Raw genomic sequence first — 24,521 nt, 5'->3', positions numbered from 1 at the left:
CCGCCTCGCGTGAACCGCTATCCGACCCCGTGACGCGGGGCGGCGCAAGGGCTACAAGATCCGTTCGTTCGTCTTCGTCCGGGCGGAGTTGCGATGATCCTGGTTTGCGGAGAGGCGCTGATCGACTTCTTCCCCTCGGCCCCGGACGCTCCGCACGGGCTGTCCTTCACCGGGGTTGCCGGCGGGTCGCCGTTCAACGTCGCCGTCGGCCTTGCCCGGCTCGGCCGGCGGTCGGGATTCCTGTCGGCGCTGTCGACCGACGCCTTCGGCCGCCATCTGGCCGGGCGGCTCGAGGCCGAGGGCGTCGAGCTCGGCCATGTCCGGCGCACGGCCCGGCCGACCACGGTTTCCTTCGTCGCCACCCGGACCGACGGCTCGCCCGACTACGTCTTCCTCGGCGACGGCGCGGCCGACCGCGGCCTCTCGCCCGGCGACCTGCCGGCACGCCTCGACCCCGCGGTGCGCGCCCTCCATTTCGGGTCCTTCTCGCTCGCGGTCGAGCCGGCGGCGACGGCCTACGAGACCCTGCTCCTGCGCGAGGCGGGGGCCCGGGTCGTGGCGCTCGACCCGAACGTGCGCGCCCGCCTGGTTCCGGACATGGCGGCGTTCCGCAGCCGGTTCGAGGGGCTGGTCCGTCATGCCCATCTGGTCAAGGCCAGCACGGAGGACCTCGGCCATCTCTACCCCGGCCTTGCCGCCGCCGACGCCGCCGCGCGCTGGCGCGGGCTCGGCGCGCGCCTCGTGCTGGTGACGGACGGGCCGAACGGCGCGCTGGCCGTGTCCGGGGCGGCACGGGCCGAGCGGCCCGGCCGGCCGGTCTCCGTGCTCGATACGGTGGGGGCGGGGGACAGCTTCCAGGCCGCCGTGCTCGCCGTGCTCGACCGGCAGGGGCTGCTCGCCCCCGGCAGTCTGGACGCGCTGGACGGCGACCGTCTCGCCGGCCTGCTCGACACGGCGATCGAGGCCGCGTCGATCACCTGCGGCCGTCGCGGCGCCGACCTGCCGCGCGCCGGCGAACTGGCGTCGCTGGCCTGACGCGCGCTACCGCCTCGACGCCGGCAGGCCCGGAAAGATCATCACGAGGAACAGGCCGGCGACCACGAGCGCCAGCGCCGCGAGCTCGTTCGGCCCGACCGCCTCTCCCAGCAGCAGGGCGCTGCTGAAGACGCCGACGACCGGTATCGCCAACGTGCCGATCGCCGCCACGTTCGCCGGAAACAGCGAGACGACGCTGTACCAGGCGTAATGGCACCAGATCATCGGGATCAGGCAGGTGTAGAGCGCGGCCAGGCCGGTCGTCCAGCCGACGGCGAGGATCGTCGAAGGGCTGCCCACCGCGAAGGCGCCCAGGACCACCGGGACGCTGCCGATGGCGAGCTGCCAGGCGGCCAGCTGCATCGTGTCGAGGTTCCAGCGGACCGCCTTCAGCATCACCGTGCCGCCCGCCCAGCAAAGCGCGCCCAGCAGCATCAGCAGCACCCCGCGAGGCGCGGCGATCACGCTGGCGACGTCGGAGGCGAGCAGCGCCCCCATGCCGGCGAGGCCGAGCGCCAGCCCCGCGACCCGTGCCGCGGTCATGCGCTCGCCCAGCAGCAGCACCCCCAGGAGCGACGCCCACAAGGGCATCGTGAACGCGACGATGGAGGCGCGTCCGGCCTGCATCTCGGCGAGGCCGAGCGCGGAGGCGAGATGCCAGCCCGTCACGTTGAGGAGCGACACGGCCACCAGGGGCAGAATGTCGGAGCGGGGGACGTGCAGGCTCCGCCCGCCCGCCCGGGCCGTCGCGACCATTCCCAGCGCGCCGACCGCGAGGCACAGGCCGCGGAAGGCCCAAGGCTCGATGTCGAGCATCGCGATCTTCATCGCCGGCCAGTTGAGGCCCCAGAACAGGGTGATCCCGGCCAGGAGCATGAAGCCGCGGCGGGGGAGGCGTTCGGCCTTGGTGGAGGATGCGGCGGTCAGGGTCGGGCTCCGGGAGCTCGCTTGCGTGCGGCCCGGAGCCTAGCCGGGTAGGGGAGCGGCGGCGACCGGTTGCCTGCGCATGGCGGCCATGCCCGCGCGTCGGTCGACGTCGCCCCGGCCGGCGTCAGCCTCCCAGCAGCGCGCCCAGCCCGTGAAGGGGCTTGTGGGCGTCGCATATGATCTTGAAGACGGCGAGGATCGGAACCGCCAGCAACGCGCCCGGCACGCCCCATAGCCAGCCCCAGAACAGGATCGCGACGAAGACGGCGATCGGGTTCAGCGTCAGGCGCCGGCCGACGATGGTGGGCGTCACGAAGTTGCCCTCGACCGTCGTGAGGCACAGCCAGGCGATCGGGGGGAGCGCGATGTGCCAGAAGTCGTCGAAGCTCAGGATCGACACCACCGTGAGAATGGCGAGGGTCACCGCCGAGCCCAGATAGGGGACGAAGTTCAGCGTCCCGCCGACCACGCCCCAGAGCACGGGGTTCGGTACGCCGAGCACGAACATCACGACCGCGGTGATCGCCCCTAGCGTCGCGTTGATCAGCGTCACGGTCGCGAGGTAGCTCGCGATGTTGCGCTGCACCGTATTCGCGATGGTGGCGTAGTGCATGCGGTCCTCGATGCGGGACATCGTCCCGATCAGGCTTTCGAGCATCCGCCGGCCCTGCGCGAGGAAGAAGTAGAGCAGCACGAGCATGATGAGGAAGCCGGCGAAGATGACCTGCGTCTGCGTGAGGAGGCGTTCGGCCAGCGAGGCTTCCTGTACGACGACCTGCGCGGTCCCGGGGGTCGGCTGGGCGGTGATCTGCTCGATCTCCTGGGAGGCCGAGCGCGCCGCCTCGATCGATTCGCGGATGTCGCCGAGCTTGAACTCGAGCTGCCGCATCAGCAGCGGCCCTCGCTGGATCCAGGTGGTGGCCGGCTCGCTCAGGCTGTAGATCAGGACGGCGGTGGCGCCGAAGAGGCCCGCGACGACGAATGCCGCGCCCAGCCATTCCGGGACGTGCAGGCGCTTCATTCCCTTGATCACCGGGCGCAGCAGCAGGCTCAGCAGGATCGCGAGGCAGATCGGCAGCAGCAGGTCGCGGGCGAGGTACAGCGTGTAGAAGACGGCGAGCGTGAACAGGCCGACGACGGCGAACCTCTCGGCTCCCGACCGGCCTTCCTGGACGGCGCGCCGCATTGTGGGCCGCGGCTGGGCCTCCAGATGCGGTGCCGCGCTCTTCTCGTTCATGAGGTTCCCCGGTTGGTCCGCATCACTAACGGTTCCGGAGCTTCCATGGTTCTGGCGGGCATCCGGTCAGTCGGCCGGAACGCCTCCGGGGCGCCGGCGCCGGAGCAGCCGGAAGGCGAGGGGCGCCAGCATCACAACCATGACGATGCGAGCGATCTGATGCGTCGCCACGAACGCGGTGTCGATGTCGAGGGCCAGGGCGACCAGGCTCATCTCGGCGAAGCCGCCGGGCGAATAGGCCAGGACGAGCGCAGGCATCCCGATGCCGGTCATGCGGTGGAGGACCAGCGCCGCCGCGACGTCGAGCGCCAGCATCAGGGCCGTCAGCCCGAGCGCCAGGCCCGCGACTTTCGCGATCCGGATCGCAGGAACCCCGGCGAAGCGGCAGCCGATCGCCGCCCCGACGACGACCTGCGCGGCCGCGACCAGCAGGCCCGGCGGCTGCCCCTCGGTCAGGCCGGCGATATGGATGGCGGCCGACAGGAAGAGCGGCCCGAGGAGTGCCGGCACCGGTAGGCGCAGCACCGCCGCGATCGGCATCCCGGCCGCGGCGGCCGCGACCAGGGCCATGTCCCGCAGGCTCATGGCCGTGGCCGCCTGGCCCGCGGCTCCGCCCCCGCCGGGCTGGTAGCCCTCGACGAAGGCGAACCAGAACGGGATTGCGAGCACGACCAGCATGACCCGCGTGCTGTGCGCCAGGGCTATGGTCCGGTCGTCGCCGCCCATCGCCCCGCCCGCGATGACCATTTCGGTCAGGCCGCCGGGCATCGCCGTGAAATAGGCCGTGGCCGGATCGAGGCGCGCGAACCGGCGCAGGACGAGCGTCCCGGCCGCGCCCGCGACGACGACATAGGCGGCGAGACCCGCCAGCGTCACCGACCAGCGTGCCGCCTGATCGAGGATCTCGGGCGTGAAGCTGCCGCCGAGCATGATGCCCAGCACCATTATCATCGCCGAGCGCAGCTTGAGCGGGATCGAGACGGCCGCACCCGAAACGGCTGCGGCGCCGGTCGCGAGCATGGCGCCGATCATCCAGGCCAGAGGCAGCCCGATCCAGGCCGCCACGGTGCCGCCCGCGGCGGCCAGGGCGAGGGCGGAAACGAACGGGCGGGTGCTCGCGAGGACGGATCGGCGCTCGGTCACCGGTCGGCCCGGCAGGCGTCGGGAACCAGGCGCCCGAGGCGGACCGCGGTCTGTCCGCGCCGCACCCGGCGCGCGGGCATCACGAGGACGCAACCGTCGTAGGGGGTCCGGATCTCGTGCCGGCCGTCGCGCGCGATCAGCGTGCCGGCGCGCCCGATCACGTCCATGCTGTCCAGATCGGTTTCCAGGACGAAATGGTCGGTGAGCGCCGTGACGACGTGCGTCACTTCCACGAAGCGCTGCCCGCCTCGGGCCGGCGCGCCGAGATGGGGGGTGGCGAACGCCTCGTCGGCCATGCCGAGATGGAGCAGGAAGCGCAGGACCGCCTCGATCGCGTTCAGCGCGGCGACGGCTTCCCAGTGCTGGCCGCATTCCACCAGCAACGCGGTGGGCGCGCCGGACGGGCTGGAGAAGACCGGATGGTCGATCAGCCGGCGACCGCCCTCGTGACCGCCGTCGCTGACGACCCAGCCCGGGAAGCCGAGTGCCCGGGCGAGCGCGCGGCCCCGCTTGGTCCGGCCGCACAGCGTCAGCGGCTCCCCCGGATACTGCATGGAGTGCAGGTCCAGGAGGAAGTCGGCGGCCTCGACCACGGGCCGGATCTCGCGCGCCCGGGCGAGCTCGATGCTGGTTCGGGGACCGTCCAGGACTTCGGGCGACCAGACGCGGTTCATGTCCTCGTCCAGGAACCGGGAGAGCGACGGGTTCGACGGGTCGAAGGTCCGGAACGCGGCGACGTTCGCGAAGACGAGGGTGAGCCTGCCGCGGCGCGGCGTGAACCGGGCCCGCAGCAGGAAGTCGAGCGCCACGGCGCCGCACAGCTCGTTGCCGTGGATCAGCGCCGTGATCACGGCATGCGGGCCGGGTGCGCCGCCTTCCAGAGTCGTGACGTACTCCACCCCCATGTTGCCTTTCCGATGCTCGTCGAGATCGGGCGGCGTCAGCTCTATGGGAGGGGGGATGTCGATCACGTCTCGCGTTCCTCGGCCCGCATGCGGGCTCGTCCGCCGCACCCTACAGGCTGTCGCCGGGCTCGGGCAATGCGCATGGGGCATGGCCCGTTTACCTGCCCCGGGGAAGGTTCGAACGTGACGCGCGGTGGTGCAACCTGTATATCTCGCGTAACGAAAATGAAACCTGGGGCGGGCGCGCGGCGCCCCGTCGAGGGCACGGAGGGTCCATGAGCTTCGTCATCCAGGATGTGCTCGTCCGGGACGATCCGGCTGGCGACCGGCTTCCGCTGGTTTTCGACTCTCCCCACAGCGGCGTCCTGTATCCCGCCGATTTCGGGTTCGTCTGTCCGTTCTCGCTGCTGCGCCAAGCCGAGGACACCTATGTCGACGAGCTGTTCGCGGCGGTGCCGGAGAAGGGCGGGACGCTGCTGGCGGCCCTGTTCCCGCGCAGCTACGTCGACGTGAACCGCGCGCTCGACGACATCGAGCCGGAACTGATCGACGGCGTCTGGCCCTGGCCCCTGCGGCCCAGCGAGAAGAGCATCGCCGGCATGGGCCTGATCAGGCGGCTGTGCCGGCCCGGCGTCCCGATGTACGACGGCCCCCTGTCGGTCGCCCACGTCGCGGAGCGGATCGAGCGCTATTACCGGCCCTACCACGAGCAGCTCGCCCGGCTGCTGGACGACCTCCACCGCAGCCATGGGCGGGTCTTTCACGTCAACTGCCACTCCATGCCGACGCTCGGCGTGCCGGGGGGCCCGGACGCGGTCGACTTCGTGCTCGGCGACCGGGACGGCACGACCTGCGGCCCGGACTTCACCCGCCTCGTCGCGGACGTGCTGAGGGGGATGGGCTATCGCGTCCGGATCAACGATCCCTACAAGGGGGTCGAGCTGGTGCGCCGCTATTCCAATCCGGCGCGCGGCATCCACAGCCTGCAGCTCGAGATCCACCGCGGCCTCTACATGAACGAGGACACGCTGGAGAGGAATGCCGGCTTCGAGGCGTTGCGCGCCGACCTCGGCGTCCTGATCGACACGATCGCGGATCGCTGCCTCCTGCCGTCGGCGGCCGCGGCGGAGTGATGCCGGCCGTCAGGGGGCGAACTGCTCCTTGAGGATACGCTCCTCCAGGTTGTGCTCGGGATCGAAGAGCAGGCAGAGCCGGACGCCCCGGTCCTCGAACACGTCGACCCGCGAGACCTCCCTTACCTCGGTGTAGTCGGCGACGGCGCTGACGGGCCGCTTGCCGGGTTCCAGCACCTCGAAGACCACCCGGGCTTGGTGCGGGAGCAGGGCGCCGCGCCAGCGGCGCGGCCGGAAGGCGCTGATCGGCGTCAGCGCCAGGATGCCGGCGCCGAGCGGTACGATGGGCCCGTGGGCGGACAGGTTGTAGGCGGTGCTGCCGGCCGGGGTGGCGACGAGGCAGCCGTCGCAGACCAGTTCCGGCATCCGCACGACGCCGTCGATGATGATCCGCAGCTTCGCCGTCTGGCGGGTCTCGCGCAGCAGGGAGACCTCGTTGAGGGCCAGGCCCTCCACCGTGCCGCCGTCCGCCCGCGTCGCGACCATGCGCAGCGGGTGCAGCGGCACCATCTGCGCGCGCGCCAGCCGCTCGGGAAGACCGTCCTCGATGTAGTCGTTGAGCAGGAACCCGACCGATCCCCGGTTCATGCCGTAGACCGGAAGCCCGCGCCCGATCGTCTCGTGCAGCGTCTCCAGCAGGAAGCCGTCGCCGCCGAGGGCCACGACGGTGTCGGCCTGGTCGAGGTCGCAGTTCCCGTAGCGCGAGACGAGCCTGCCGTATGCTTCGCGCGCGTCGGCGGTGTCTGTGGCGCGGAAGGCGATCTTCATGGGGGCGGTCCGTTCCGGTCAGCCGCCGGTGACGCTCATGTGCCGGGGCACGGCCGGCCCGCGGCGCCTGCGGTCGATCACGAAATCGTGTCCCTTCGGCTTGCGCGAGACGGCCTCGCGGATCGCGGCGACCAGGTCGGCGTCCTCGTCCGACCGGCGCAGCGGCGCGCGGAGATCGGCCGCGTCCTCCTGGCCGAGGCACAGATACAGGGTTCCGGTGCAGGTCAGGCGCACGCGGTTGCAGCTCTCGCAGAAATTATGGGTCATCGGGGTGATGAAGCCGACGCGGCCGCCGGTCTCCCGGCACACGGCGTAGCGTGCCGGCCCGCCGGTCCGGTAGTCGCTCTCCTCCAGCGTCCAGCGCTCGGCCAGGGAGGCCCGGACCATGGACAGCGGCAGGTACTGGTCGAGCCGAGCGTCGGCGCCGATCTCGCCCATCGGCATCACCTCGATGAAGACGAGGTCGAAGCCTTCGCCGCCGCACCATTCGACGAGGCGGTGGAACTCGTCGTCGTTGACGCCCTTCAGCGCCACGCAGTTGATCTTGACCGAAAGTCCGGCCCGCTTCGCCGCGGCCAGGCCGTCGAGCACGCCGTCGAGACGGCCCCACCCGGTGATGGCCCGGAACTTGTTCGGATCGAGGGTGTCCAGGCTGACGTTGATGCGGCGCACGCCCGCGGCGGCCAGGTCCTCCGCGTGGCGCACGAGCTGGCTGCCGTTCGTGGTCAGCGTCAGCTCATCCAGCGTCCCGGCCGACAGGTGCCGGCCCAGGCTGCGGATCAGGCTCATCACGTTCTTGCGCACCAGCGGCTCGCCGCCGGTCAGGCGCAGCTTGCGCACGCCGAGGTCGATGAAGGCGCTGCAGACGCGGTCGATCTCCTCCAGGGACAGGATCTCCGCCTTCGGCAGGAAGGCCATGTCCTCGGACATGCAGTACACGCAGCGGAAGTCGCAGCGGTCGGTCACCGAAACCCGCAGATAGGTGATGGCCCTGCCGAACGGGTCGACGGCCGGCTGGATGGCGGGCTGGATGGCCGGCTGGATGGTCGATCCGGCGGCCGGTGCGATCGGTGCCGTGCGGGCGATTGGCCGGTCCGTCATGGCTTCGTGATCTCCTTGCAGCCCAGCCGGCTGGATGACCCAGCCCGCTGCGCCGGCTCGCGTTGCAGGGCGCAGGATAACATGGCTTGACTTCCGCGGCTCCAGCCGCGATAGCGCAATTCACGTTCCCGGCCGGCACCCCAGGGTCTCCACAAGGTAGGAGGGGGCGGGCGCCCGGTCCAGATCCCTCGTGCCCGACGTACGGAGCAGGACGCATGAAGAAGCTGCTGATCGGCCTGGCCATCCTGGTCGTGCTGCTCGCCGCCGTGGTGGTGGCCGTGCCTTTCCTCGTGAACCTGGACTCGCAGAAGGAGCGGCTGGCCGCCCTGGTCCGCGAGCGCACCGGGCGGACCCTGACTGTGAACGGCCCGGTGAGCCTTTCGATCCTGCCCCGCCCGGCGCTGCAGCTCGAGCAGGTCACCTTCTCCAACGCGCCCGGGGGCGATGCCGACGCCATGGCCAGCCTCGAGCGGCTGGACCTGGCGCTCGACCCGCTCCCGCTGCTCTCCGGCGAGATTTCCATCCGGCGCCTGGTGCTCGTCGAACCGGAGATCGCGCTGGAGGTCGACGCGCAGGGGCGCCCGAACTGGCGGTTCGAAGCCGGGGCGCCGGAGGCGGGCTCCGCCGGCGAAGCCCAGTCCGACCCCCAGTCCGGCACTCCCCAGTCCGACCCCCAGTCCGGCGCTCCCGAGCCCCGAACCTTGCCGAGCCTGGCGCTGCCGTCGGTCGAGGTCGTGGATGGGCGGCTCTCCTGGAGCGATGCCCGGACCGGCGCCCGGTACCAGGTCGCGGACCTGGACGCGACCCTGTCGGCCCCGGCGATGGACGTTCCGGCGACGATCGAGGCCGGCTTCGAGTATGGAGGGCGCAGCGTATCGCTGGAGGCCGAAGGCGCCGAGTTCGGCGCGCTGCTGGCCGGCGAGCCCACCGCGCTTTCGCTGGAAGCCGGCGCCGACGCGCTGCGTGTCGCCTTCGACGGGCGCGTCGCCGCCGGGACGGCCCCGTCGGCCGCCGGCCGTGTCTCGGTGGCGGCGCCCTCCGCGGCCGAGGCCGCGGCATGGCTCGGGGCAGGGACGGCGGAGATCCCCGAAGGCGAGCTCTCGATCCTCGGCGAGCTGGCTGCCGAGCCGACGCGCATCGCTCTCTCCGGGGCGACGATGGAACTGGCCGGCGAACGCGTCCAGGGCGACCTCGCGGTGGCGCTCGACGGTCCCCGGCCGGCGGTTTCGGGGCAACTGGCACTGGGACGCGTCGACCTCGACCGGCTGCGCGCGGCGGCCGGCACGGCCCAGCCGTCCGAAGCCGCTCCGTCCGAGGCCGCGCCGGCCGCTCCGCCGGCGCAGACCGAGGCCCCCGCCCAGGCGCGCGCACCCGTCCCGATCGACCTCGGCTTCCTGCGCGCCGTGGACGCGGATCTGGACCTTGCCGCGGACGCGATCGCGTCCAGCGGCGTGGAGAGCGGGCCGACCTCGCTGTCGGTCGACCTCTCCGCCGGACGGCTCGCCCTGGTGCTCGGCGACACGCCCCTGCTGGACGGGACGGTCGCGGCGCGCGCCTTGCTCGACGGCTCCGCCGACGTGCCCCGGGCCGAGCTGGACCTGCGGCTGTCCGCCGTCCAGGCCCACCCGTTGCTCGTCGCCCTGGCCGATTTCGACCGGCTGTCGGGGACGATGCAGGGCACGGCCGCGCTGCGCGCGGCGGGGGCGTCCGACGAGGCGATGCTGGCCGATCTCGACGGTACGGGCTCGCTGCTGTTCACCGACGGCGCCGTCGAGGGGGTCAATATCGCGGCGATGCTGCGCAACGCGCTCGCGACCGTCCGGGGCGAGCCGGCCCCGGACGGCGAAGCGCCGCCCAGGACCGACTTCGCCGAACTCGGCGCCGGGTTCGAGGTCGTCGACGGCGTCGCCCGGACCGGCGACCTGCGCATGCTGGCGCCGCTGGTCCGGATGTCGGGCGAGGGAAGCGTCGACCTGCGGGCCCGCACGGTGGACATGCGCCTGACGCCCCGGCTCGTCGCCGACATCGAGGGGCAGGGCGGCCGGGAGGATCGCTCGGGACTGGCCGTGCCGATCCTGGTGCGCGGCACCTTCGACGATCTCTCCTTCGCCCCCGACCTGGCCGCACTCGCCCGCGAGGCGGTCCGCGACCCGGCGGCGATCGGCCGGCAGGTCGACCAGTTGCGGGACGCGGTCGAGGGCGGCCGGCCGGAGGATGCGGTCCGGCGCCTGCTCGAGGGGCTCGGCGGTGCGCCCGCCGGGGACGTCCCTGCCGGCGGGGCGCCCGCGGAGGGCGCTGCGGGAGAGGCGCCCGCGGCACCCGCCGATCCTCTCCAGACCCTGCGGGGGCTGTTCAACCGCTGACGCCGCTCACTCCGTCTCGGGATCGACGACGTCGATGTCGACCGCCGCGGCGTTCAGGAGCTGCTTGCCGCCGTGCTCGAAATTGACGGTGACGCGCGATCCGATCACGGACTGGACCTGGCCGAGGCCCCAGTCGGGCCGGCCGGGCAGGCGCACGCGCGCGCCTGGAACAAGAAACGGGTCAGCCATCGTTGGGGTTGCTCTCGGCCGCGGTGTAGGTAAACCTTGAGGTGCCGTTCACGGTCATATCGTGGATCTTCCCGCAAGACGGAGCCTGACGCACGTGACGATCGACATGGACATACGCGTCGCCGAGCTGCTGTGCTCGCGGCTTTGCCATGAACTGGTGAGTCCGATCGGCGCGATCAACAACGGTGTCGAACTCATCGAGGAGATGGGCGAAGACATGACCGACGAGGCGATCGCCCTGATCGCCCACAGCGCCGGGCAGGCGGCGCGGCGCCTGCGGCTGCTGCGGCTCGCCTACGGGGCCGCCGGCGCCGGCGGCACCGCCGGGTTCGCGGATGCCCAGCAGGCGGCGTCGGCCTATTTCACGGGCGGGAAGATCTCGCTGGACTGGCCCCCCGGGCGGCTGCCCGATGCGCTGGCGGAACGGCGCGGCGCGGCGAAGATGCTCCTCAATCTCCTGGTCCTGGGGGAGGAGGCGCTCGCCTATGGCGGCACCCTGCGCGTCGATGCCGACGGCGGGGGGCCCTCGGTGGTCGCCGAAGGCCGCGCGGCCGGGTTGCGGCCGGAAACGCGCGCAGCGCTCGAAGGTTCGGTCGCGGTCGATGCGCTGAGCCCGCGGACCGTCCATGCCTTCGCGACCGGCAGCTTCGCCGCCTCGTACGGCTTCCGGCTGGACGTCGTGCCGGGCACGGAGCGCCTGGAGCTTCGGCTCAACCCCTGAGCCGCCTCAAAGGCGCTTGTAGACGACGACGTCGAGCACGGGCATCGCTTCGCCCGCCGCGGTCTGGTGCGCGCTCGTGTGCAGTTCGACGCGCAGCCCCGCGCGGGCGGCCTCCGCCATGGCTTCGTTCAGAAGAACAACCTTGGCGCGCAGTTCCTCTGCGATCCGGGCTTCGTCCATGCGACTGCTCCTTTCCGGTGGCTCCGGGTCTGCGATTTCGGGGTAAGGGACTCTTAATCAGTGTTTGCGAGGTTGGAACCGTTCCGAGCGCATCCGCCGGCCCGGCCGCTTCCGGCCCTGGTACGGAAAAGGATGCGGTTCGTCGATGGGGATGTGGGGGCTTCGACATGGATGATCTGCTCAGCGAGTTCCTGACGGAAACGAACGAGAACCTCGCTGTGCTCGACGTGGAACTCGTCCGCCTCGAGCAGAATCCCAACAACCCGGAGTTGCTCGGAAACATCTTCCGGCTGGTCCACACGATCAAGGGGACCTGCGGCTTCCTCGGCCTTCCGAGGCTGGAGCAGGTGGCCCACGCCTCGGAGAACGTCCTGGGCAAGTTCCGGGACGGCGAGCTGAAGGTGACCCCCGGCGCGGTGTCGGCGATCCTGCAGTCGCTCGACACCATCAAGCTCATCCTCTCGGTCCTGGAGCAGACGGAGGCGGAGCCGGCCGGCGACGACGTGGATCTGATCGCCCGGCTGAACGCGATCGCCGAGGGCCGGGAGCCCTCCGGCGGCGCGCAGGCGCAGGCGCCCGCCCCCCAGCCGGAACCGGAGCCCGAGCCCGAGCCGGAATTCGAGCCGGTCGTCGCGGCGGCGACGGCTTCCGTCGCGAAGGCGGTGACGGCCGCGGCGAAGGACCTCGTCGTGCACGAGCACGCCGCCGAGCCCGCGCCGGTCGCCCGGCCGGCGGCCTCGGGGCCGCAGGGCGGGCCGACGGCCGAAGAGCTGCGCGACGGCACCAAGGAATCCGCGGTCGCGGCCCAGACGATCCGCGTCAACGTCGACCTGCTCGAGAACCTGATGACGATGGTCTCCGAGCTGGTCCTGACCCGCAACCAGCTCCTGCAGATCCTGCGCAGCCAGAAGGAGAGCGAGTTCGCCGCTCCCCTGCAGCGGCTGAACCACGTCACCTCGGAGCTGCAGGAAGGCGTCATGAAGACGCGCATGCAGCCCATCGGCAACGCCTGGGCGAAGCTGCCGCGCCTCGTGCGGGACCTCTGCCACGAACTGGGCAAGAAGATCGACCTGCAGATGCTCGGCGCCGAGACCGAGCTCGACCGCCAGGTGCTCGAGCTGATCAAGGACCCGCTCACCCACATGGTGCGCAATTCCGCCGACCATGGGCTGGAGACGCCGGTCGACCGGCTGCGCGCGGGCAAGCAGGAAACCGGCCGCATCACGCTGAACGCGTACCACGAGGGCGGCCACATCATCATCGAGATCTCGGACGACGGCCGCGGCCTCGACCTCGAGAGGATCAAGCAGAAGGCGATCGCGAACGGCCTCGTCACCGAGGCCGATCTGGTCGGCATGTCCGAGCAGCAGATCGCCCAGTTCATCATGAAGCCGGGCTTCTCGACCGCGAACAAGGTCACCAGCGTTTCCGGCCGCGGCGTCGGCATGGACGTGGTCAAGACCAACATCGAGAAGATCGGCGGCACGATCGAGATGAAGTCGCAGTTCGGCAAGGGCTCGAACTTCGTCATCAAGATCCCCCTCACGCTCGCCATCGTCTCCGCCCTCATCGTCGAATGCGCGGGCGAGCGCTTCGCCATCCCGCAGATCAGCGTGGTCGAGCTGGTGCGCGCCGCCGCCGACAGCGAGCACACCATCGAGCGGATCAACGGCACGCCGGTCCTTAGGTTGCGCAACCGCCTCCTGCCGCTGGTCTCGCTGCAGCGCCTCCTGAAGCTGGGGGACGAGGCGGCCCAGGAGGAAACCTTCATCGTCGTGACCCAGGTCGGCACCTACACCTTCGGCATCATCGTCGACCGCGTGTTCGACACCGAGGAGATCGTGGTGAAGCCGGTGGCGCCGATCCTGCGCCACATCGAGATGTTCTCGGGCAACACGATCCTGGGCGACGGCTCGGTGATCATGATCCTGGACCCGAACGGCATCGCGTCCGCGACCGGCGAGCTGCGGATCAGCGAAGGGGTCGCGGCCCGCGAGGCGGCGGTGGCCCACGCCGCGCGCCAGGACGACAAGCTGGCGCTCCTGCTGTTCCGGGCCGGCGACGTGGCGCCCAAGGCGGTGCCGCTCTCGCTGGTCGCGCGCCTCGAGGACATCGACCTGTCGACGGTCGAGATCTCGAACGGCCAGCCGGTGGTCCAGTACCGCGGCAAGCTGATGCCGCTGGTGCCGATCGACCCCGGCTTCGCGCTGCGCCCCGAAGGCCGCCAGCCGGTGCTGGTCTTCGCCGACGGCGACCGGTCGATGGGGCTCGTGGTCGACGAGATCGTCGACATCGTCGAGGACCGCATGAAGGTGGAGCTGACGCACGAGCGGCCGGGGCTGATGGGCAGCGCGATCATCGCCGGCAAGGCGACCGAGGTGATCGACGCCGGGTTCTACCTGACCCGCGCCTACAAGGACTGGTTCGGGGCGGCCAAGCTGGAAGGCTACGAGGAGGATCGCGTCAACCGCGTGCTCCTGGTCGACGACAGCGTCTTCTTCCGCAATCTGCTCTCGCCGCTGCTCTCGGTCGCGGGCTACGACGTCACCGCGGTCGAAAGCGCGGACGAGGCGCTCGGCCTGTGCGAGGCCGGAGAGGACTTCGACGTCATCGTCTCCGACATCGAGATGCCGGGCATGAACGGGTTCGAGCTGGCGGAGGCGCTGCGCCGCGACACGCGCTGGGCCGGTGTGCCCCTGGTCGCTCTGTCCAGCCATGCCAGCGCCCGCGACCTCGACCGGGGCCGCCAGGCGGGCTTCACGGACTACGTCGCGAAGTTCGACCGCGACGCGCTGCTGTACACGCTCTCGCAGACCCTCGCTGAAGCCAAAGGTGCCGCATGAGTGCCAATCTTCCAGCCACCAAGGGCAAGCACGAAGTCGCGCTCGCCGTCGGCAACGACGATTTCGTGACCATGACGATCTCGAACCAGTTGTTCGGCATCCCCGTGCTCCAGGTCCAGGACGTCCTGGGCCACCAGCGGATCACCCGCATCCCGCTGGCGCCGCCGGAGGTCGCGGGATCGCTGAACCTGCGCGGGCGGATCGTCACCGCGGTCGACGTCCGGCTGCGGCTCGGGCTGCCGGCCCGCGACCGCGAGAAGCCCGGCATGAGCATCGTCGTCGACCACCGCGGCGAGCTCTACTCGCTGATGGTGGACAGCGTCGGCGAGGTGCTGTCCCTTTCCTCGGACGAGTTCGAGCGGAACCCCGCGACGATGGACCCGCGCTGGCGCGATCTCTCCACCGGGATCTACCGCCTGAACGACACGCTGCTCGTCGTCCTCGACGTGCCGCGGCTCCTCAACTTCGCCAATCTGGAGGTGGTGTGAAGGGACGGCGCCGCCGCCCTCCTCGCCGCTCGGGGTTCCCTAGATGAAATCGTGCCTGGTCGTTGACGACAGCCGCGTCGTGCGCAAGGTTGCCCGCAAGATCCTGGAGGAGCTGAGGTTCGCCTGCGCCGAGGCCGAGGATGGCAAACAGGCCATGGACCACTGCCTCAAGGACATGCCCGACGCGATCCTCCTCGACTGGAACATGCCGGTGATGACCGGCATAGAGTTCCTGCGCCGGCTGCGCCGGATGGAAGGGGGGGACCAGCCCAAGGTCGTGTTCTGCACGACCGAGAACGACCTCGCGCACATCCAGGAGGCGCTGTCGGCCGGCGCCAACGAATACATCATGAAGCCCTTCGACAGCGACATCATCCAGACCAAGTTCGCGCAGGTCGGCCTCATCTAGAGGTCGGGCCGTCACGACCGATACAGCAGGCCGACAATGCATCCCCACAGCTCGACCGCTTCGCCGGACGACCCCTACCGCGTGATGGTGGTCGACGACTCCGCGGTGATCCGCGGCCTGCTCACGCGGGCGCTCGAGGGAGACCCCGACCTGCGCGTCGTCGCGTCCGTCGGCGACGGGCAGATGGCGGTCAACGCCCTGCAGCGCCAGGCGGTCGACGTCATCGTCCTGGACATCGAGATGCCGGTCATGGACGGCCTGACGGCCATTCCCAAGCTGATCGCGATCGACCCGGCGGTGAAGATCATCATGGCGTCGACCCTGACCCAGCGCGGGGCGGAGATCAGCATCAAGGCGCTGCAGGCCGGCGCGGCGGACTACGTCGCGAAGCCGACCTCCACCCGCGAACTGGGTGCTGCCGACCAGTTCAAGCGCGACCTCGCGGCCAAGGTGAAGGTCCTGGCCGCCAGCGCCCGGCGCGCCGGGTCGCGCAACCGCCCGGGCGTACGCGCGGACCGGCCGGTCGTGGCACCCGCGATCCGCAAGCCGGCCGTTCCGGCCCCGGTGACGCTGCGGCCGATGCCGCCGCTCTTCCACCCCGACGTGATCGCCATCGGCAGCTCGACCGGCGGGCCCCAGGCGCTGTTCGAGGTGCTGTCGCATCTCAAGGACGGGCCGATCCAGCCCATCCTCGTGACGCAGCACATGCCGGCGACGTTCACGACCATCCTGGCCGAGCACATCACCCGGCAATGCGGCATCCCCTGCGCCGAGGCGAAGGACGGCGAGCCGTTGACGGGGCGGCGCATCTATCTGGCGCCCGGCGATTTCCACATGGTGCTGGTCCAGCGGGGGGCTTCGGTGACGCTGTCGGTCAACAAGGAACCGCCGGAGAATTTCTGCCGCCCCTCCGTCGACCCGATGATGCGCAGCATCGCGCGCATCTATGGGCGCCGCACGCTGTCGGTGATCCTGACCGGGATGGGCCAGGACGGCATGCGCGGCTGCACCGAGATCGCGGAGGCCGGGGGCATGGTGGTCGCGCAGGACGAGCCGACCAGCGTCGTGTGGGGGATGCCCGGCGCGGTCGCCCATGCCGGCATCGCGAACGCCGTTCTGCCGCTCAAGGAAATCGGCCCGGCCATCCGCAGGTTTTCCACGAGGACGGCAGCATGAAGGTCGAGGATTTCGACATGTTCAGCACGCTGCTGAGGCAGCGGTCGGGGCTCGTCCTGTCGCGCGACAAGGCCTACCTGCTGGAATCGCGCCTGATGCCGGTCGCGCGCAAGTGGAACATGAAGGGCCTGGAGGACCTCGCCAACACGATCCGCACGCGCAAGGACGAGGCGCTGCTGCGCCACGTCACCGAGGCGATGACCACCAACGAGTCCTCCTTCTTCCGGGACCAGAAGCCGTTCGACCAGTTCCTCCAGGTGGTGCTGCCGCGCATGCTGGAGGCGCGCGCGACGCGCCGCACCATCCGGATCTGGTCGGCCGCGTGTTCGAGCGGGCAGGAACCCTATTCCCTGTGCATGCTGCTCCAGAAGGAGACGGTCCGGCTCGCGGGGTGGCGCGTCGAGATCGTCGCGACCGACCTGTCCAGCGAGATGGTCGAGCGCGCCCGGGCCGGCGTCTACACCCAGTTCGAGGTGCAGCGCGGGCTGCCGATCAAGCTGCTGGTGGAGAACTTCACCCAGGTCGGGGACAAATGGCAGATCAGCGACAAGCTGCGCTCCATGGTGCAGTTCCGCGAGTTCAACCTGCTCGGTGACCTGGGGCCGCTGGGCCAGTTCGACGTCGTGTTCTGCCGCAACGTGCTGATCTATTTCGACCAGCCGACCAAGGCCCGGGTGCTGGAGGGGATCTCCCGCCAGATGGCTCCGGACGGGGTGCTCTACCTGGGCGGAGCCGAGACGGTCCTCGGCATCACGGAGAAGTTCAAGCCGATGGAGGACCAGCGCGGCCTCTACGTCATCAACAGCCCGGCGGCGGTGCGCGCCGCCGCCGTCTGAGCCTTCCCTCTCCTGCTCCGGCGTTCAAGGAACCGGCCGCTTCACGTCGGTGTGCCGGTAGGAAGCGGGGCGGGAAGCGGCCGGCCCGAGCCGCGCAGGCCGAAGCCTTCCATGGTGCGTATCACCATTTCGTCGGAAAGCCCCCTGAGTGCGTTCCGGCAGAAATACCCCATGAACCGACCGCCATAGAAGTCGACGCCATGGCGCCGGTCCAGGTAGTGGTTCCAGGTAGCGCACCGAAGGCTGGAAGATGATACCCGCCATACGTCGATGAAGCCGATGGGCGTCTTGACCTTCTGCTTCCTTTCGACATCGAAGTCCAGGTCCTTGAAGGAGCGCCATTCCGCCAGGAATTCCCGCGGGTCCGTCTTGACGGTCTTCCAGACGTGGTCAGGCCCGGCGTTGTGGAGAACGGCTTCGAGCCGGTAGGTCTCCGTCCAAGCAACGAGGAGCTCGGTGCGATTGCCGTTGCGGCTTTCCTCGTGGACGAGGTGTCGCCGGGATGCCTCCGCGAAGGCCGGCGCCTGCAGGACGATACGCGCTTCTTCCGCGCCGATGGGCCGGAAGGCCACCTCGCTCTTCGTGGTCGTGCAGGCCGCCAGGAAGGCGCACCCCAGCACCGCCGACATGGAGAAGACCTTCCGAAACCTCATCCCCGCCCCCGTCACCGCATGAAGACATAATGGGATACGTCTTCCGGTAGCATTGCAGCTCCGGGATACTCTGATTTCGATATAAAGTAAACAGTGCCGTATCAGCGGCCGGGCAGGGCACGTTCCACCAGCTCGGCCCAGTAGCCGACGCCGACCGGAATCGCATCGTCGTTGAAGTCGTAGCGCGGGTTGTGCAGCATGCAGCCGCCCTCCGCCGGGCCGTTGCCGACCCAGACGTAGCAGCCCGGCCGCTCCTTCAGCATGAAGGCGAAGTCCTCGCCGCCCATGCTCGGCGACAGGTCCATCCGGACGTTGTCCGTGCCGACCACCGCGCCGGCGACCTCGCGGGAGAACCGGGTCTCGGTCTCGGAGTTGACGGTCACGGGATAGCCGTAGTGGTAGGCGAGCGTCATCTCGACCCCGCAGGCGAGCGCGACGCCGTCGCAGATGCGCTTCAGCGCCGGTTCCATGCGCTCCTGGACCTGCGGGCTCAGGGTGCGCACCGTGCCGCGCAACACGACCTCCTGCGGGATCACGTTCCAGGTGTCGCCGGCGTGGAACTGGGTGACGCTGACGACGACGGCGTCGGTCGGCGCGATGGTCCGGCTCGCCACGGTCTGCAGCGTGCCGACGAGGTTGGCCGCCGCGACGACGGGGTCGCGGCCGAGATGGGGCATCGCCGCATGGGTGCCGAGGCCGCGGACGGCCACCTCGAAATTGTCCATCGACGCCATCACGGCGCCCGGCATGGCGCCGATCTGCCCGACCGGCATGCCCGGCCAGTTGTGCATGCCGTAGACCGCGGCCATGGGGAAGCGCTCGAACAGGCCGTCCTGGACCATCTCGCGCCCGCCGCCCTCGTTCTCCTCCGCGGGCTGGAAGATGAAGTTGACGGTGCCGTCGAAGCCGCGCGTCTCCGCCAGGTACTTGGCGGCGCCCAGCAGCATCGCCGTGTGCCCGTCATGGCCGCAGGCGTGCATCTTGCCGGGCACGGTCGAGCGGTGCGCGAACTCGTTCGCCTCCTGGATCGGCAGGGCGTCCATGTCGGCGCGCAGGCCGATCGCCTGGTTGCCGCCGCGCCCGGCACGCAGAACGCCGACGACGCCGGTGCGCCCCAGGCCCCTGTGGACCTCGAGGCCGAACTCCTCGAGTTTGGCGGCGACGAAGTCGCTGGTCCTGTATTCCTCGAAGGCGAGCTCGGGATGGGCGTGCAGGTCGCGCCGCCACGCGGCGATCTCGGGCTGCAGTTCGCGGATGCGGTCTCTGACGGGCATGTCTTTGTTTCCCCTGGCGCGGTCGAGACGACAGGGAAACATGCCCTGCACGCAGGGGCAAGCGCGGACGGGCGGGGTGGGAACCCGGAATGCGCGACGGCGCCGCCCGGGGGCGGCGCCGTTCGTCAGGGCAGGGGCGTGCGGCTCAGCCCGCGGCCTGGGCCGGAATGCGGGCCGCCGGCGGCGGCGGGACGGCGGCGGCGTCCTCGTGCGGGTCGCGCAGCACGTAGCCGCGTCCCCACACCGTCTCGATGTAGTTCTCGCCGCTGGTCGCCGTCGCGAGCTTCTTGCGCAGCTTGCACACGAAGACGTCGATGATCTTCAGCTCCGGCTCGTCCATGCCGCCGTAGAGATGGTTCAAGAACATCTCCTTGGTCAGCGTGGTGCCCTTGCGCAGGCTCAGCAGCTCGAGGATGCCGTATTCCTTGCCGGTCAGGTGCAGCGGCAGGCTGTCGACCTCGACCGTGCGCGTGTCCAGGTTCACGGTCAGGCGGCCGGTGCGGATGACGCTGTCGGAATGGCCCTTGCTGCGCCGGACGATCGCCTGGATGCGGGCGATCAGCTCGCGCTTGTCGAAGGGCTTGGTCAGGTAGTCGTCGGCGCCGAAGCCGAGCCCCTTGATCTTGTGATCCAGTTCCGAGAGGCCGGACAGGATCAGGATCGGCGTCGTGACCCGCGCGGAGCGCAGTCGCCTCAGGACCTCGTAGCCGTCGATGTCCGGCAGCATCAGGTCGAGGATGATGATGTCGTAGTCGTAGAGCTTTCCGATCTCCAAGCCGTCTTCGCCGAGATCCGTCGAGTCCACGATGAACCCTTCCGACTGAAGCATAAGTTCGATGCTCTTGGCGACCGACGAATCGTCTTCGACCAGCAGAACTCTCATAGCGGCATCCCGACGTTGTAGGACCTTGACCTCAACTAACTATAACCCGTTCTTGCGGCTATTAACAGACGATTCAGCTTAACGCCAACGCCGGTCAACTTTACGCAAACTTAAGCATTCTTCCCCAAGATGCAGCCAGTCCGGGCGCGCCCGTCCCGACGCGCCCAGTAGGGTTAATACACGTACTGATAAACCATCGTGCAGCCCGTGCAAAGCCGTTTCGTTAACGAAATTGATCGCCTTCCCGACCTGCGATTCTTCGGTCGCGTCACGGCCGTGCTCGGGCTGCTGGTCGAGATCGGCGGGATCGAACGGATGCTGTCGATCGGCGACCGCTGCAACGTCATCGCGCGGGGCAACAGGGCGGTGCCCTGCGAGGTCGTCGGCTTCCGCGCCGGCCGCGCCCTGCTGATGCCGCTCGGCACGCTGGAGGGCGTGGGGCTGGGCTGCCGGGCCGAGCTGGCGTCGGGGCAGGCCGAGATCCATCCCGACCGGAGCTGGCTCGGCCGCGTCCTCAACGCGCTGGGCGAGCCCATCGACGGCGGCGGGCCGCTGTCGCACGGGCCGGCCGGCTTCCCGATCAGGGCCGCACCCCCGCCCGCGCACGCCCGCAAGCGGGTGGGCGGCAAGATCGACCTCGGCGTCCGGGCGCTCAACACCTTCCTGTCGATGTGCGGCGGGCAGCGCGTCGGCATCTTCGCGGGGTCGGGCGTCGGCAAGTCGGTGCTGATGTCCATGCTGGCGCGCAGCACCTCCGCCGACGTGTCGGTGATCGGCCTGATCGGCGAGCGCGGCCGCGAGGTGCAGGAGTTCATCTCCGAGGACCTCGGGCACGAGGGCATGGCGCGCAGCGTCGTCGTGGTCGCGACCTCCGACGAGCCGCCGCTGATGCGCCGCCAGGCGGCCTATCTGACGCTCGCGGTCGCCGAGTATTTCCGCGCCTGCGGCCTGCAGGTGCTGTGCATGATGGACAGCGTGACCCGTTTCGCCATGGCCCAGCGCGAGATCGGGCTGTCGGCCGGCGAGCCGCCGACGACCAAGGGCTATCCGCCGACCGTGTTCGCCGAGCTGCCGCGCCTGCTCGAGCGGGCCGGGCCCGGCGTCCGCGGCGAGGGCGACATCACCGGGATCTTCACGGTCCTGGTCGAAGGCGGCGACCACGACGAGCCCATCGCCGACGCCGTGCGCGGCATCCTCGACGGCCACATCGTGATGGAGCGCGCGATCGGCGAGCGCGGGCGGTATCCCGCGGTCAACGTCCTGCGCTCGGTCTCGCGCACCATGCCGGCCTGCAACACCGACGACGAGAACCGGATCGTGACCCGCGCCCGCCGCCTGATGGCGACCTACGACGACATGGCCGAGATGATCCGCCTGGGGGCGTACCGCCGCGGGTCGGACCCCCTCGTCGACGAGGCGATCCAGTTCCACGAGCCGCTGGAGGCGTTCCTGCGCCAGGACAAGAACGAGGTGTCCGACCTCGCGTCCGGCTATGCGCAGCTCGCGGCCGTCCTGGGTGAGCCCTGGCCATGAGCGAGCTCGACACGCTGATCCGGCTCCACCGCTGGCAGCTCGACGAGAAGCGCAGGGCGCTCGCCGACCTGCAGGCGCTGGCGGACCGGCTGGAGGAGGACAAGGCGCGCCTCGAGGCCGAGGTCTCGCGCGAGCAGGAGGCCGCCCGCAACTCCGCGGACGTCGCCTTCAGCTATGCCGGCTTCGCCCAGGTCGCGATCGAGCGGCGCCGGCGGCTCGAGCAGTCGGTCGCGCAGATCCACGCCCAGATCGCCGTCGCCACCGACGAGGTGGCCGACGCGTTCCAGGAGCTGAAGCGCTACGAGCTGGCCCAGGAGGGCCGCGACCGGCGCGAACGCCAGCGCCGGAGCCGGCGCGAAGGCATCCTGCTCGACGAGGTCGCGGTCACCGGATACCTGCGCCGCCGTCCCGACGCCCAAGGATAGATCCGTCCGTCCCCTGTCGGGCCGGGTGTCGCCGGACGGCGTTGTACATTCCCCGGCCAGTCTCCCGCGCGCGCATCGCTGCGCTTTCGTGCCCCCTGTATTCCCCATCCGCTTCAGGTCTTCTCCGTTCCGGGCGGAACCGATCTCCATCCGTTCGGTTGTCGGTGCGTCGGCGGCCGAGACAGGACCCGTCGGCGAATTCGTTGGGGCAGATTACTTGGGGAGATTTTCGATGCGGATCCATCTGTTTGCGACGGCCGCCACCCTGCTGGCCCTGACCTGCCCCGGTGCGGTCATGGCGCAAGCCGGTGGGCAGGCGCCAGCAGCCGGCGGTCAGGTCCAGATGCAGCAGGGCCAGAACCAGGTCCAAGCCGCGCAGCAGCGGCTGGAGCAGGCCCGCAATTCGCTGCGCCAGTCCTACGACGCGCTCCGCCAGACGCGCGAAGCCGGTGCCCAGGACCAGGTCCAACAGGCCCGCGAGGACGTCGAGCAGGCGCTGATTGAGCTGCGCGACGCGCTGGTCGTCGTCGTCGACCTGCCGGAGGTCCAGCAGAGCGACGAAGCCGTCCAGGCGTTCGAGCAGGCGCAGGCGCAGGTCGAGCGCTCTCTCGTCGCGATCCAGGGCCAGGACGTGGCGGCCCAGGAGGAGAGCGAGGTCGCCTTCGGCGAGGCCGAGCGCTTCGCCGCGCAAGGACAGGCGGAGGCGGGCCTGGAGGTCTTCGTCCAGGAGCAGGCGGCCCAGGTCGTGCTCGACCAGCCGGCGCCGCAGGTCGAGGTCGTGCAGCCGGAGGCCCAGGTGAGCGTCCAGCAGCCCGAGGCGCAGGTGCGGGTCGAGCAGGTCGCGCCCCAGATCACGGTGCAGGAGCCGGCGCCGCGGATCATCGTCCGCCAGTTCCCGCCCGAGATCACGATCCGGCAGTTCAAGCCGGAGGTGACCGTCCAGGTGCGCGACCCGGAGATCATCATCGAGCAGGGCGAGCCGCAGATCGCGGTCGACCAGCCCCCGCCGCAGGTCGCCGTCGACCAGGGCCAGCCGCAGGTCCAGGTCGAACAGGCCGAGCCGCAGATCCGGGTCCAGCAGGCCCAGCCCCAGGTCGCGGTCGAACAGCCGCCGCCGCAGGTGCAGGTCCAGCCGGGCACCCCGCAGGTCGCCGTCCAGATGCCGGAACCGCAGGTCTCCGTGCAGCAGCCGGAGCCGCAGGTCCAGGTCGACATGGCCGAGCCCCAGGTCGCGGTCGAACAGCCGCAGCCGCAGGTGCAGGTCGAGATGCCGCGCCCCGAGGTGCAGGTGAGCCAGCCGGAGCCGCAGGTTTCCGTCGACGTGCCGCAGCCTGAGATCCAGGTCGAGCAGGTCCGGCCCCAGGTCGCGGTCGAGATGCCGCAGCCCGAGGTCGAGGTCGAGCAGGCCCAGCCGCAGGTCCAGGTCGAGCAGGTCCAGCCCCAGGTCGCGGTCCAGCAGGCCCAGCCCCAGGTCGAGATCGAGCAGGCCCAGCCGCAGGTGATGGTCGAGCAGGCCCGGCCGCAGGTCGAGATCGGTCAGCAGGGCGCGGCCCAGGCGCAGGGAGCCGTCTGGACCGAGCAGCAGGCCCTCCAGGTGATCGGCAGCGAGGTCCAGTCCGATGCCGGCGAGGCGATCGGTTCGGTCAACGACATCCTCGTCTCCGACGACGGCTTGGTCGAGGCCATCGTGATCGTCCTGGGCACCGAACTCGGCGGGCATCTCGTCCGGGTGCCGGCGGCCGAGGCGCAGCTCGACCAGGCGAACCGCCGGCTGATCGTGGCCCAGTCGGCCGACCAGATCGCCCAGGCGCCCGAGTTCGAGTATGGCGAGGCGGAGAACGCGCTCGTCGGCCCGGAAGGCAACTGATCCCGCCGCACACGCCAACCGAGACACGAGGAACTGAGTCATGGAAGAAAAGTTGATGCCGGCCTGGATGCGGAGCCTGCCGCGCCTCGCGGCCTTCGCGATCATCCTGCCGCTGATGGCGGCCTGCGGCGACGACGAGGTCGCCGAGGAGGAGGTGGTGGTCGAACCGCCCGTCGTCGAGGAAGGGGCGATCGAGGAGCCGGTCGATGCTCCGGTCGTGGGCGATCCCACGGTCGGCGAGCCGGTGGAGGAGCCGGTCGCGGTCGAACCGGAGGTCGTCGAGGAGCCCGTGGTCGAGGATACCGCCGTGGGCGGCGCCGTCGAGGAGCCCAGCGTCGTGATCGAGGACGCGCTCGAGCAGACCGAGGAGGCCATCGAGGCCGTTCCCGACGAGCCGGTGACCTCCCAGTAAGGCCGGCCAGTAAGGCCGGC

General features: G+C 70.4%; 24 protein-coding genes. 13 read left to right on the top strand and 11 right to left on the bottom strand.

Going from position 1 to position 24,521, the window contains the following annotated elements; translation table 11 throughout:
- Positions 1 to 93 precede the first annotated feature (93 nt).
- Positions 94 to 1,035 (top strand): carbohydrate kinase family protein, encoded by a 942-nt coding sequence (locus VGO20_RS22925; RefSeq protein WP_327504713.1) that lies wholly within the window; start codon positions 94 to 96, stop codon positions 1,033 to 1,035.
- A gap of 6 nt (positions 1,036 to 1,041) precedes the next feature.
- On the opposite strand, the gene VGO20_RS22920 is transcribed toward VGO20_RS22925, so the two are convergent.
- The 4 genes from VGO20_RS22920 to VGO20_RS22905 form a co-directional block, all read right to left on the bottom strand.
- On the bottom strand, positions 1,042 to 1,911 hold the full coding sequence (locus VGO20_RS22920; RefSeq protein ID WP_327504712.1) for a DMT family transporter: 870 nt from the start codon (positions 1,909 to 1,911) through the stop codon (positions 1,042 to 1,044).
- A gap of 175 nt (positions 1,912 to 2,086) precedes the next feature.
- Positions 2,087 to 3,199: an AI-2E family transporter gene (locus tag VGO20_RS22915; RefSeq protein ID WP_327504711.1), complete on the bottom strand. Its 1,113-nt coding sequence runs from the start codon at positions 3,197 to 3,199 to the stop codon at positions 2,087 to 2,089.
- A 66-nt stretch (positions 3,200 to 3,265) separates the two neighbouring features.
- Positions 3,266 to 4,342, bottom strand: coding sequence for an AbrB family transcriptional regulator (locus tag VGO20_RS22910; RefSeq protein WP_327504710.1), 1,077 nt, complete (start codon positions 4,340 to 4,342; stop codon positions 3,266 to 3,268).
- Positions 4,339 to 5,313 (bottom strand): M14 family metallopeptidase, encoded by a 975-nt coding sequence (locus VGO20_RS22905; RefSeq protein ID WP_327504709.1) that lies wholly within the window; start codon positions 5,311 to 5,313, stop codon positions 4,339 to 4,341. The genes VGO20_RS22910 and VGO20_RS22905 overlap by 4 nt, the downstream gene beginning before the upstream one ends.
- A gap of 209 nt (positions 5,314 to 5,522) precedes the next feature.
- Between VGO20_RS22905 and VGO20_RS22900 the strand changes: the two genes are divergently transcribed.
- Entirely contained in the window at positions 5,523 to 6,380 is an 858-nt protein-coding gene (locus VGO20_RS22900; protein ID WP_327504708.1) for an N-formylglutamate amidohydrolase, read from the top strand.
- A 9-nt stretch (positions 6,381 to 6,389) separates the two neighbouring features.
- Here the strand turns inward: VGO20_RS22900 and VGO20_RS22895 are convergent, their stop codons facing one another.
- Both VGO20_RS22895 and moaA read right to left on the bottom strand, forming a co-directional pair.
- The gene (locus VGO20_RS22895) at positions 6,390 to 7,148 is read right to left on the bottom strand and encodes an NAD kinase (protein ID WP_327504707.1); all 759 of its coding nucleotides are present in this window, start codon (positions 7,146 to 7,148) and stop codon (positions 6,390 to 6,392) included.
- Positions 7,149 to 7,166: 18 nt separating this feature from the next.
- Positions 7,167 to 8,249: a GTP 3',8-cyclase MoaA gene (gene moaA / locus VGO20_RS22890; RefSeq protein ID WP_327504706.1), complete on the bottom strand. Its 1,083-nt coding sequence runs from the start codon at positions 8,247 to 8,249 to the stop codon at positions 7,167 to 7,169.
- A gap of 215 nt (positions 8,250 to 8,464) precedes the next feature.
- Here moaA and VGO20_RS22885 point away from each other — a divergent pair, with 215 nt between their 5' ends.
- A complete protein-coding gene (locus tag VGO20_RS22885; protein WP_327504705.1) occupies positions 8,465 to 10,612 on the top strand; it encodes an AsmA family protein in 2,148 nt (715 codons plus the stop codon).
- 6 nt (positions 10,613 to 10,618) lie between these two features.
- Here the strand turns inward: VGO20_RS22885 and VGO20_RS22880 are convergent, their stop codons facing one another.
- The gene (locus tag VGO20_RS22880; RefSeq protein ID WP_327504704.1) at positions 10,619 to 10,801 is read right to left on the bottom strand and encodes a DUF3553 domain-containing protein; all 183 of its coding nucleotides are present in this window, start codon (positions 10,799 to 10,801) and stop codon (positions 10,619 to 10,621) included.
- Positions 10,802 to 10,895: 94 nt separating this feature from the next.
- Between VGO20_RS22880 and VGO20_RS22875 the strand changes: the two genes are divergently transcribed.
- Positions 10,896 to 11,522, top strand: a complete 627-nt coding sequence (locus VGO20_RS22875; RefSeq protein WP_327504703.1) for a histidine phosphotransferase family protein — start codon at positions 10,896 to 10,898, stop codon at positions 11,520 to 11,522.
- A gap of 6 nt (positions 11,523 to 11,528) precedes the next feature.
- On the opposite strand, the gene VGO20_RS22870 is transcribed toward VGO20_RS22875, so the two are convergent.
- Entirely contained in the window at positions 11,529 to 11,702 is a 174-nt protein-coding gene (locus VGO20_RS22870; protein WP_327504702.1) for a hypothetical protein, read from the bottom strand.
- Positions 11,703 to 11,869: 167 nt separating this feature from the next.
- Here VGO20_RS22870 and VGO20_RS22865 point away from each other — a divergent pair, with 167 nt between their 5' ends.
- Genes VGO20_RS22865 through VGO20_RS22845 form a run of 5 tightly spaced genes read left to right on the top strand, consistent with a single transcriptional unit; the run spans position 11,870 to position 17,454 of the window.
- The gene (locus VGO20_RS22865; RefSeq protein WP_327504701.1) at positions 11,870 to 14,545 is read left to right on the top strand and encodes a hybrid sensor histidine kinase/response regulator; all 2,676 of its coding nucleotides are present in this window, start codon (positions 11,870 to 11,872) and stop codon (positions 14,543 to 14,545) included.
- Positions 14,542 to 15,033: a chemotaxis protein CheW gene (locus VGO20_RS22860; protein WP_327504700.1), complete on the top strand. Its 492-nt coding sequence runs from the start codon at positions 14,542 to 14,544 to the stop codon at positions 15,031 to 15,033. The genes VGO20_RS22865 and VGO20_RS22860 overlap by 4 nt, the downstream gene beginning before the upstream one ends.
- A 43-nt stretch (positions 15,034 to 15,076) precedes the next feature.
- Positions 15,077 to 15,442, top strand: a complete 366-nt coding sequence (locus tag VGO20_RS22855) for a response regulator (protein WP_327504699.1) — start codon at positions 15,077 to 15,079, stop codon at positions 15,440 to 15,442.
- A 36-nt stretch (positions 15,443 to 15,478) separates the two neighbouring features.
- Entirely contained in the window at positions 15,479 to 16,618 is a 1,140-nt protein-coding gene (locus tag VGO20_RS22850; protein ID WP_327504698.1) for a protein-glutamate methylesterase/protein-glutamine glutaminase, read from the top strand.
- On the top strand, positions 16,615 to 17,454 hold the full coding sequence (locus tag VGO20_RS22845; RefSeq protein ID WP_327504697.1) for a CheR family methyltransferase: 840 nt from the start codon (positions 16,615 to 16,617) through the stop codon (positions 17,452 to 17,454). Before VGO20_RS22850 ends, VGO20_RS22845 begins: the two co-directional genes overlap by 4 nt.
- 41 nt (positions 17,455 to 17,495) lie before the next feature.
- On the opposite strand, the gene VGO20_RS22840 is transcribed toward VGO20_RS22845, so the two are convergent.
- The 3 genes from VGO20_RS22840 to ctrA form a co-directional block, all read right to left on the bottom strand.
- Positions 17,496 to 18,107, bottom strand: coding sequence for a hypothetical protein (locus tag VGO20_RS22840; RefSeq protein ID WP_327504696.1), 612 nt, complete (start codon positions 18,105 to 18,107; stop codon positions 17,496 to 17,498).
- Between the two features lie 101 nt (positions 18,108 to 18,208).
- Positions 18,209 to 19,381: a M20 aminoacylase family protein gene (locus VGO20_RS22835; RefSeq protein WP_327504695.1), complete on the bottom strand. Its 1,173-nt coding sequence runs from the start codon at positions 19,379 to 19,381 to the stop codon at positions 18,209 to 18,211.
- A gap of 145 nt (positions 19,382 to 19,526) precedes the next feature.
- Positions 19,527 to 20,264 carry a response regulator transcription factor CtrA gene (gene ctrA, locus VGO20_RS22830; protein WP_327504694.1) on the bottom strand — a complete coding sequence of 246 codons (738 nt, stop codon included), beginning with the start codon at positions 20,262 to 20,264 and terminating at the stop codon, positions 19,527 to 19,529.
- A gap of 207 nt (positions 20,265 to 20,471) precedes the next feature.
- On the opposite strand from ctrA, the gene fliI reads away from it, so the two are divergent.
- From fliI to VGO20_RS22810, 4 genes are all read left to right on the top strand, one after another.
- Positions 20,472 to 21,797, top strand: a complete 1,326-nt coding sequence (gene fliI, locus VGO20_RS22825) for a flagellar protein export ATPase FliI (protein WP_414639883.1) — start codon at positions 20,472 to 20,474, stop codon at positions 21,795 to 21,797.
- On the top strand, positions 21,794 to 22,222 hold the full coding sequence (locus tag VGO20_RS22820) for a flagellar FliJ family protein (RefSeq protein WP_327504692.1): 429 nt from the start codon (positions 21,794 to 21,796) through the stop codon (positions 22,220 to 22,222). The genes fliI and VGO20_RS22820 overlap by 4 nt, the downstream gene beginning before the upstream one ends.
- A gap of 232 nt (positions 22,223 to 22,454) precedes the next feature.
- Positions 22,455 to 24,089, top strand: a complete 1,635-nt coding sequence (locus VGO20_RS22815; protein ID WP_327504691.1) for a PRC-barrel domain-containing protein — start codon at positions 22,455 to 22,457, stop codon at positions 24,087 to 24,089.
- Positions 24,090 to 24,129: 40 nt separating this feature from the next.
- Positions 24,130 to 24,501 carry a hypothetical protein gene (locus tag VGO20_RS22810; protein WP_327504690.1) on the top strand — a complete coding sequence of 124 codons (372 nt, stop codon included), beginning with the start codon at positions 24,130 to 24,132 and terminating at the stop codon, positions 24,499 to 24,501.
- Positions 24,502 to 24,521 lie beyond the last annotated feature (20 nt).

It is taken from the genome of Arenibaculum sp., assembly GCF_035998295.1.
Lineage (GTDB): Bacteria > Pseudomonadota > Alphaproteobacteria > Azospirillales > Azospirillaceae > DASYHS01.
The sequence above is the reverse complement of the archived record's forward strand: the minus strand, read 5'-3'. Positions and strand labels throughout refer to the sequence as shown.

Bases quoted from the DNA above. Each gene is read 5' to 3' on its own strand.
- VGO20_RS22810 (WP_327504690.1), top strand. From the start codon at position 24,130: ATGGAAGAAAAGTTGATGCCGGCCTGGATGCGGAGCCTGCCGCGCCTC.
- VGO20_RS22925 (WP_327504713.1), top strand. From the start codon at position 94: ATGATCCTGGTTTGCGGAGAGGCGCTGATCGACTTCTTCCCCTCGGCC.
- VGO20_RS22845 (WP_327504697.1), top strand. From the start codon at position 16,615: ATGAAGGTCGAGGATTTCGACATGTTCAGCACGCTGCTGAGGCAGCGG.
- VGO20_RS22855 (WP_327504699.1), top strand. From the start codon at position 15,077: ATGAAATCGTGCCTGGTCGTTGACGACAGCCGCGTCGTGCGCAAGGTT.
- VGO20_RS22815 (WP_327504691.1), top strand. From the start codon at position 22,455: ATGCGGATCCATCTGTTTGCGACGGCCGCCACCCTGCTGGCCCTGACC.
- VGO20_RS22900 (WP_327504708.1), top strand. From the start codon at position 5,523: ATGAGCTTCGTCATCCAGGATGTGCTCGTCCGGGACGATCCGGCTGGC.
- VGO20_RS22895 (WP_327504707.1), bottom strand. From the start codon at position 7,148: ATGAAGATCGCCTTCCGCGCCACAGACACCGCCGACGCGCGCGAAGCA.
- VGO20_RS22850 (WP_327504698.1), top strand. From the start codon at position 15,479: ATGCATCCCCACAGCTCGACCGCTTCGCCGGACGACCCCTACCGCGTG.
- VGO20_RS22865 (WP_327504701.1), top strand. From the start codon at position 11,870: ATGGATGATCTGCTCAGCGAGTTCCTGACGGAAACGAACGAGAACCTC.
- VGO20_RS22885 (WP_327504705.1), top strand. From the start codon at position 8,465: ATGAAGAAGCTGCTGATCGGCCTGGCCATCCTGGTCGTGCTGCTCGCC.
- VGO20_RS22870 (WP_327504702.1), bottom strand. From the start codon at position 11,702: ATGGACGAAGCCCGGATCGCAGAGGAACTGCGCGCCAAGGTTGTTCTT.
- VGO20_RS22915 (WP_327504711.1), bottom strand. From the start codon at position 3,199: ATGAACGAGAAGAGCGCGGCACCGCATCTGGAGGCCCAGCCGCGGCCC.
- moaA (WP_327504706.1), bottom strand. From the start codon at position 8,249: ATGACGGACCGGCCAATCGCCCGCACGGCACCGATCGCACCGGCCGCC.
- VGO20_RS22860 (WP_327504700.1), top strand. From the start codon at position 14,542: ATGAGTGCCAATCTTCCAGCCACCAAGGGCAAGCACGAAGTCGCGCTC.
- ctrA (WP_327504694.1), bottom strand. From the start codon at position 20,264: ATGAGAGTTCTGCTGGTCGAAGACGATTCGTCGGTCGCCAAGAGCATC.
- VGO20_RS22880 (WP_327504704.1), bottom strand. From the start codon at position 10,801: ATGGCTGACCCGTTTCTTGTTCCAGGCGCGCGCGTGCGCCTGCCCGGC.
- VGO20_RS22840 (WP_327504696.1), bottom strand. From the start codon at position 18,107: ATGAGGTTTCGGAAGGTCTTCTCCATGTCGGCGGTGCTGGGGTGCGCC.
- VGO20_RS22835 (WP_327504695.1), bottom strand. From the start codon at position 19,381: ATGCCCGTCAGAGACCGCATCCGCGAACTGCAGCCCGAGATCGCCGCG.
- VGO20_RS22920 (WP_327504712.1), bottom strand. From the start codon at position 1,911: ATGCTCCTGGCCGGGATCACCCTGTTCTGGGGCCTCAACTGGCCGGCG.
- VGO20_RS22820 (WP_327504692.1), top strand. From the start codon at position 21,794: ATGAGCGAGCTCGACACGCTGATCCGGCTCCACCGCTGGCAGCTCGAC.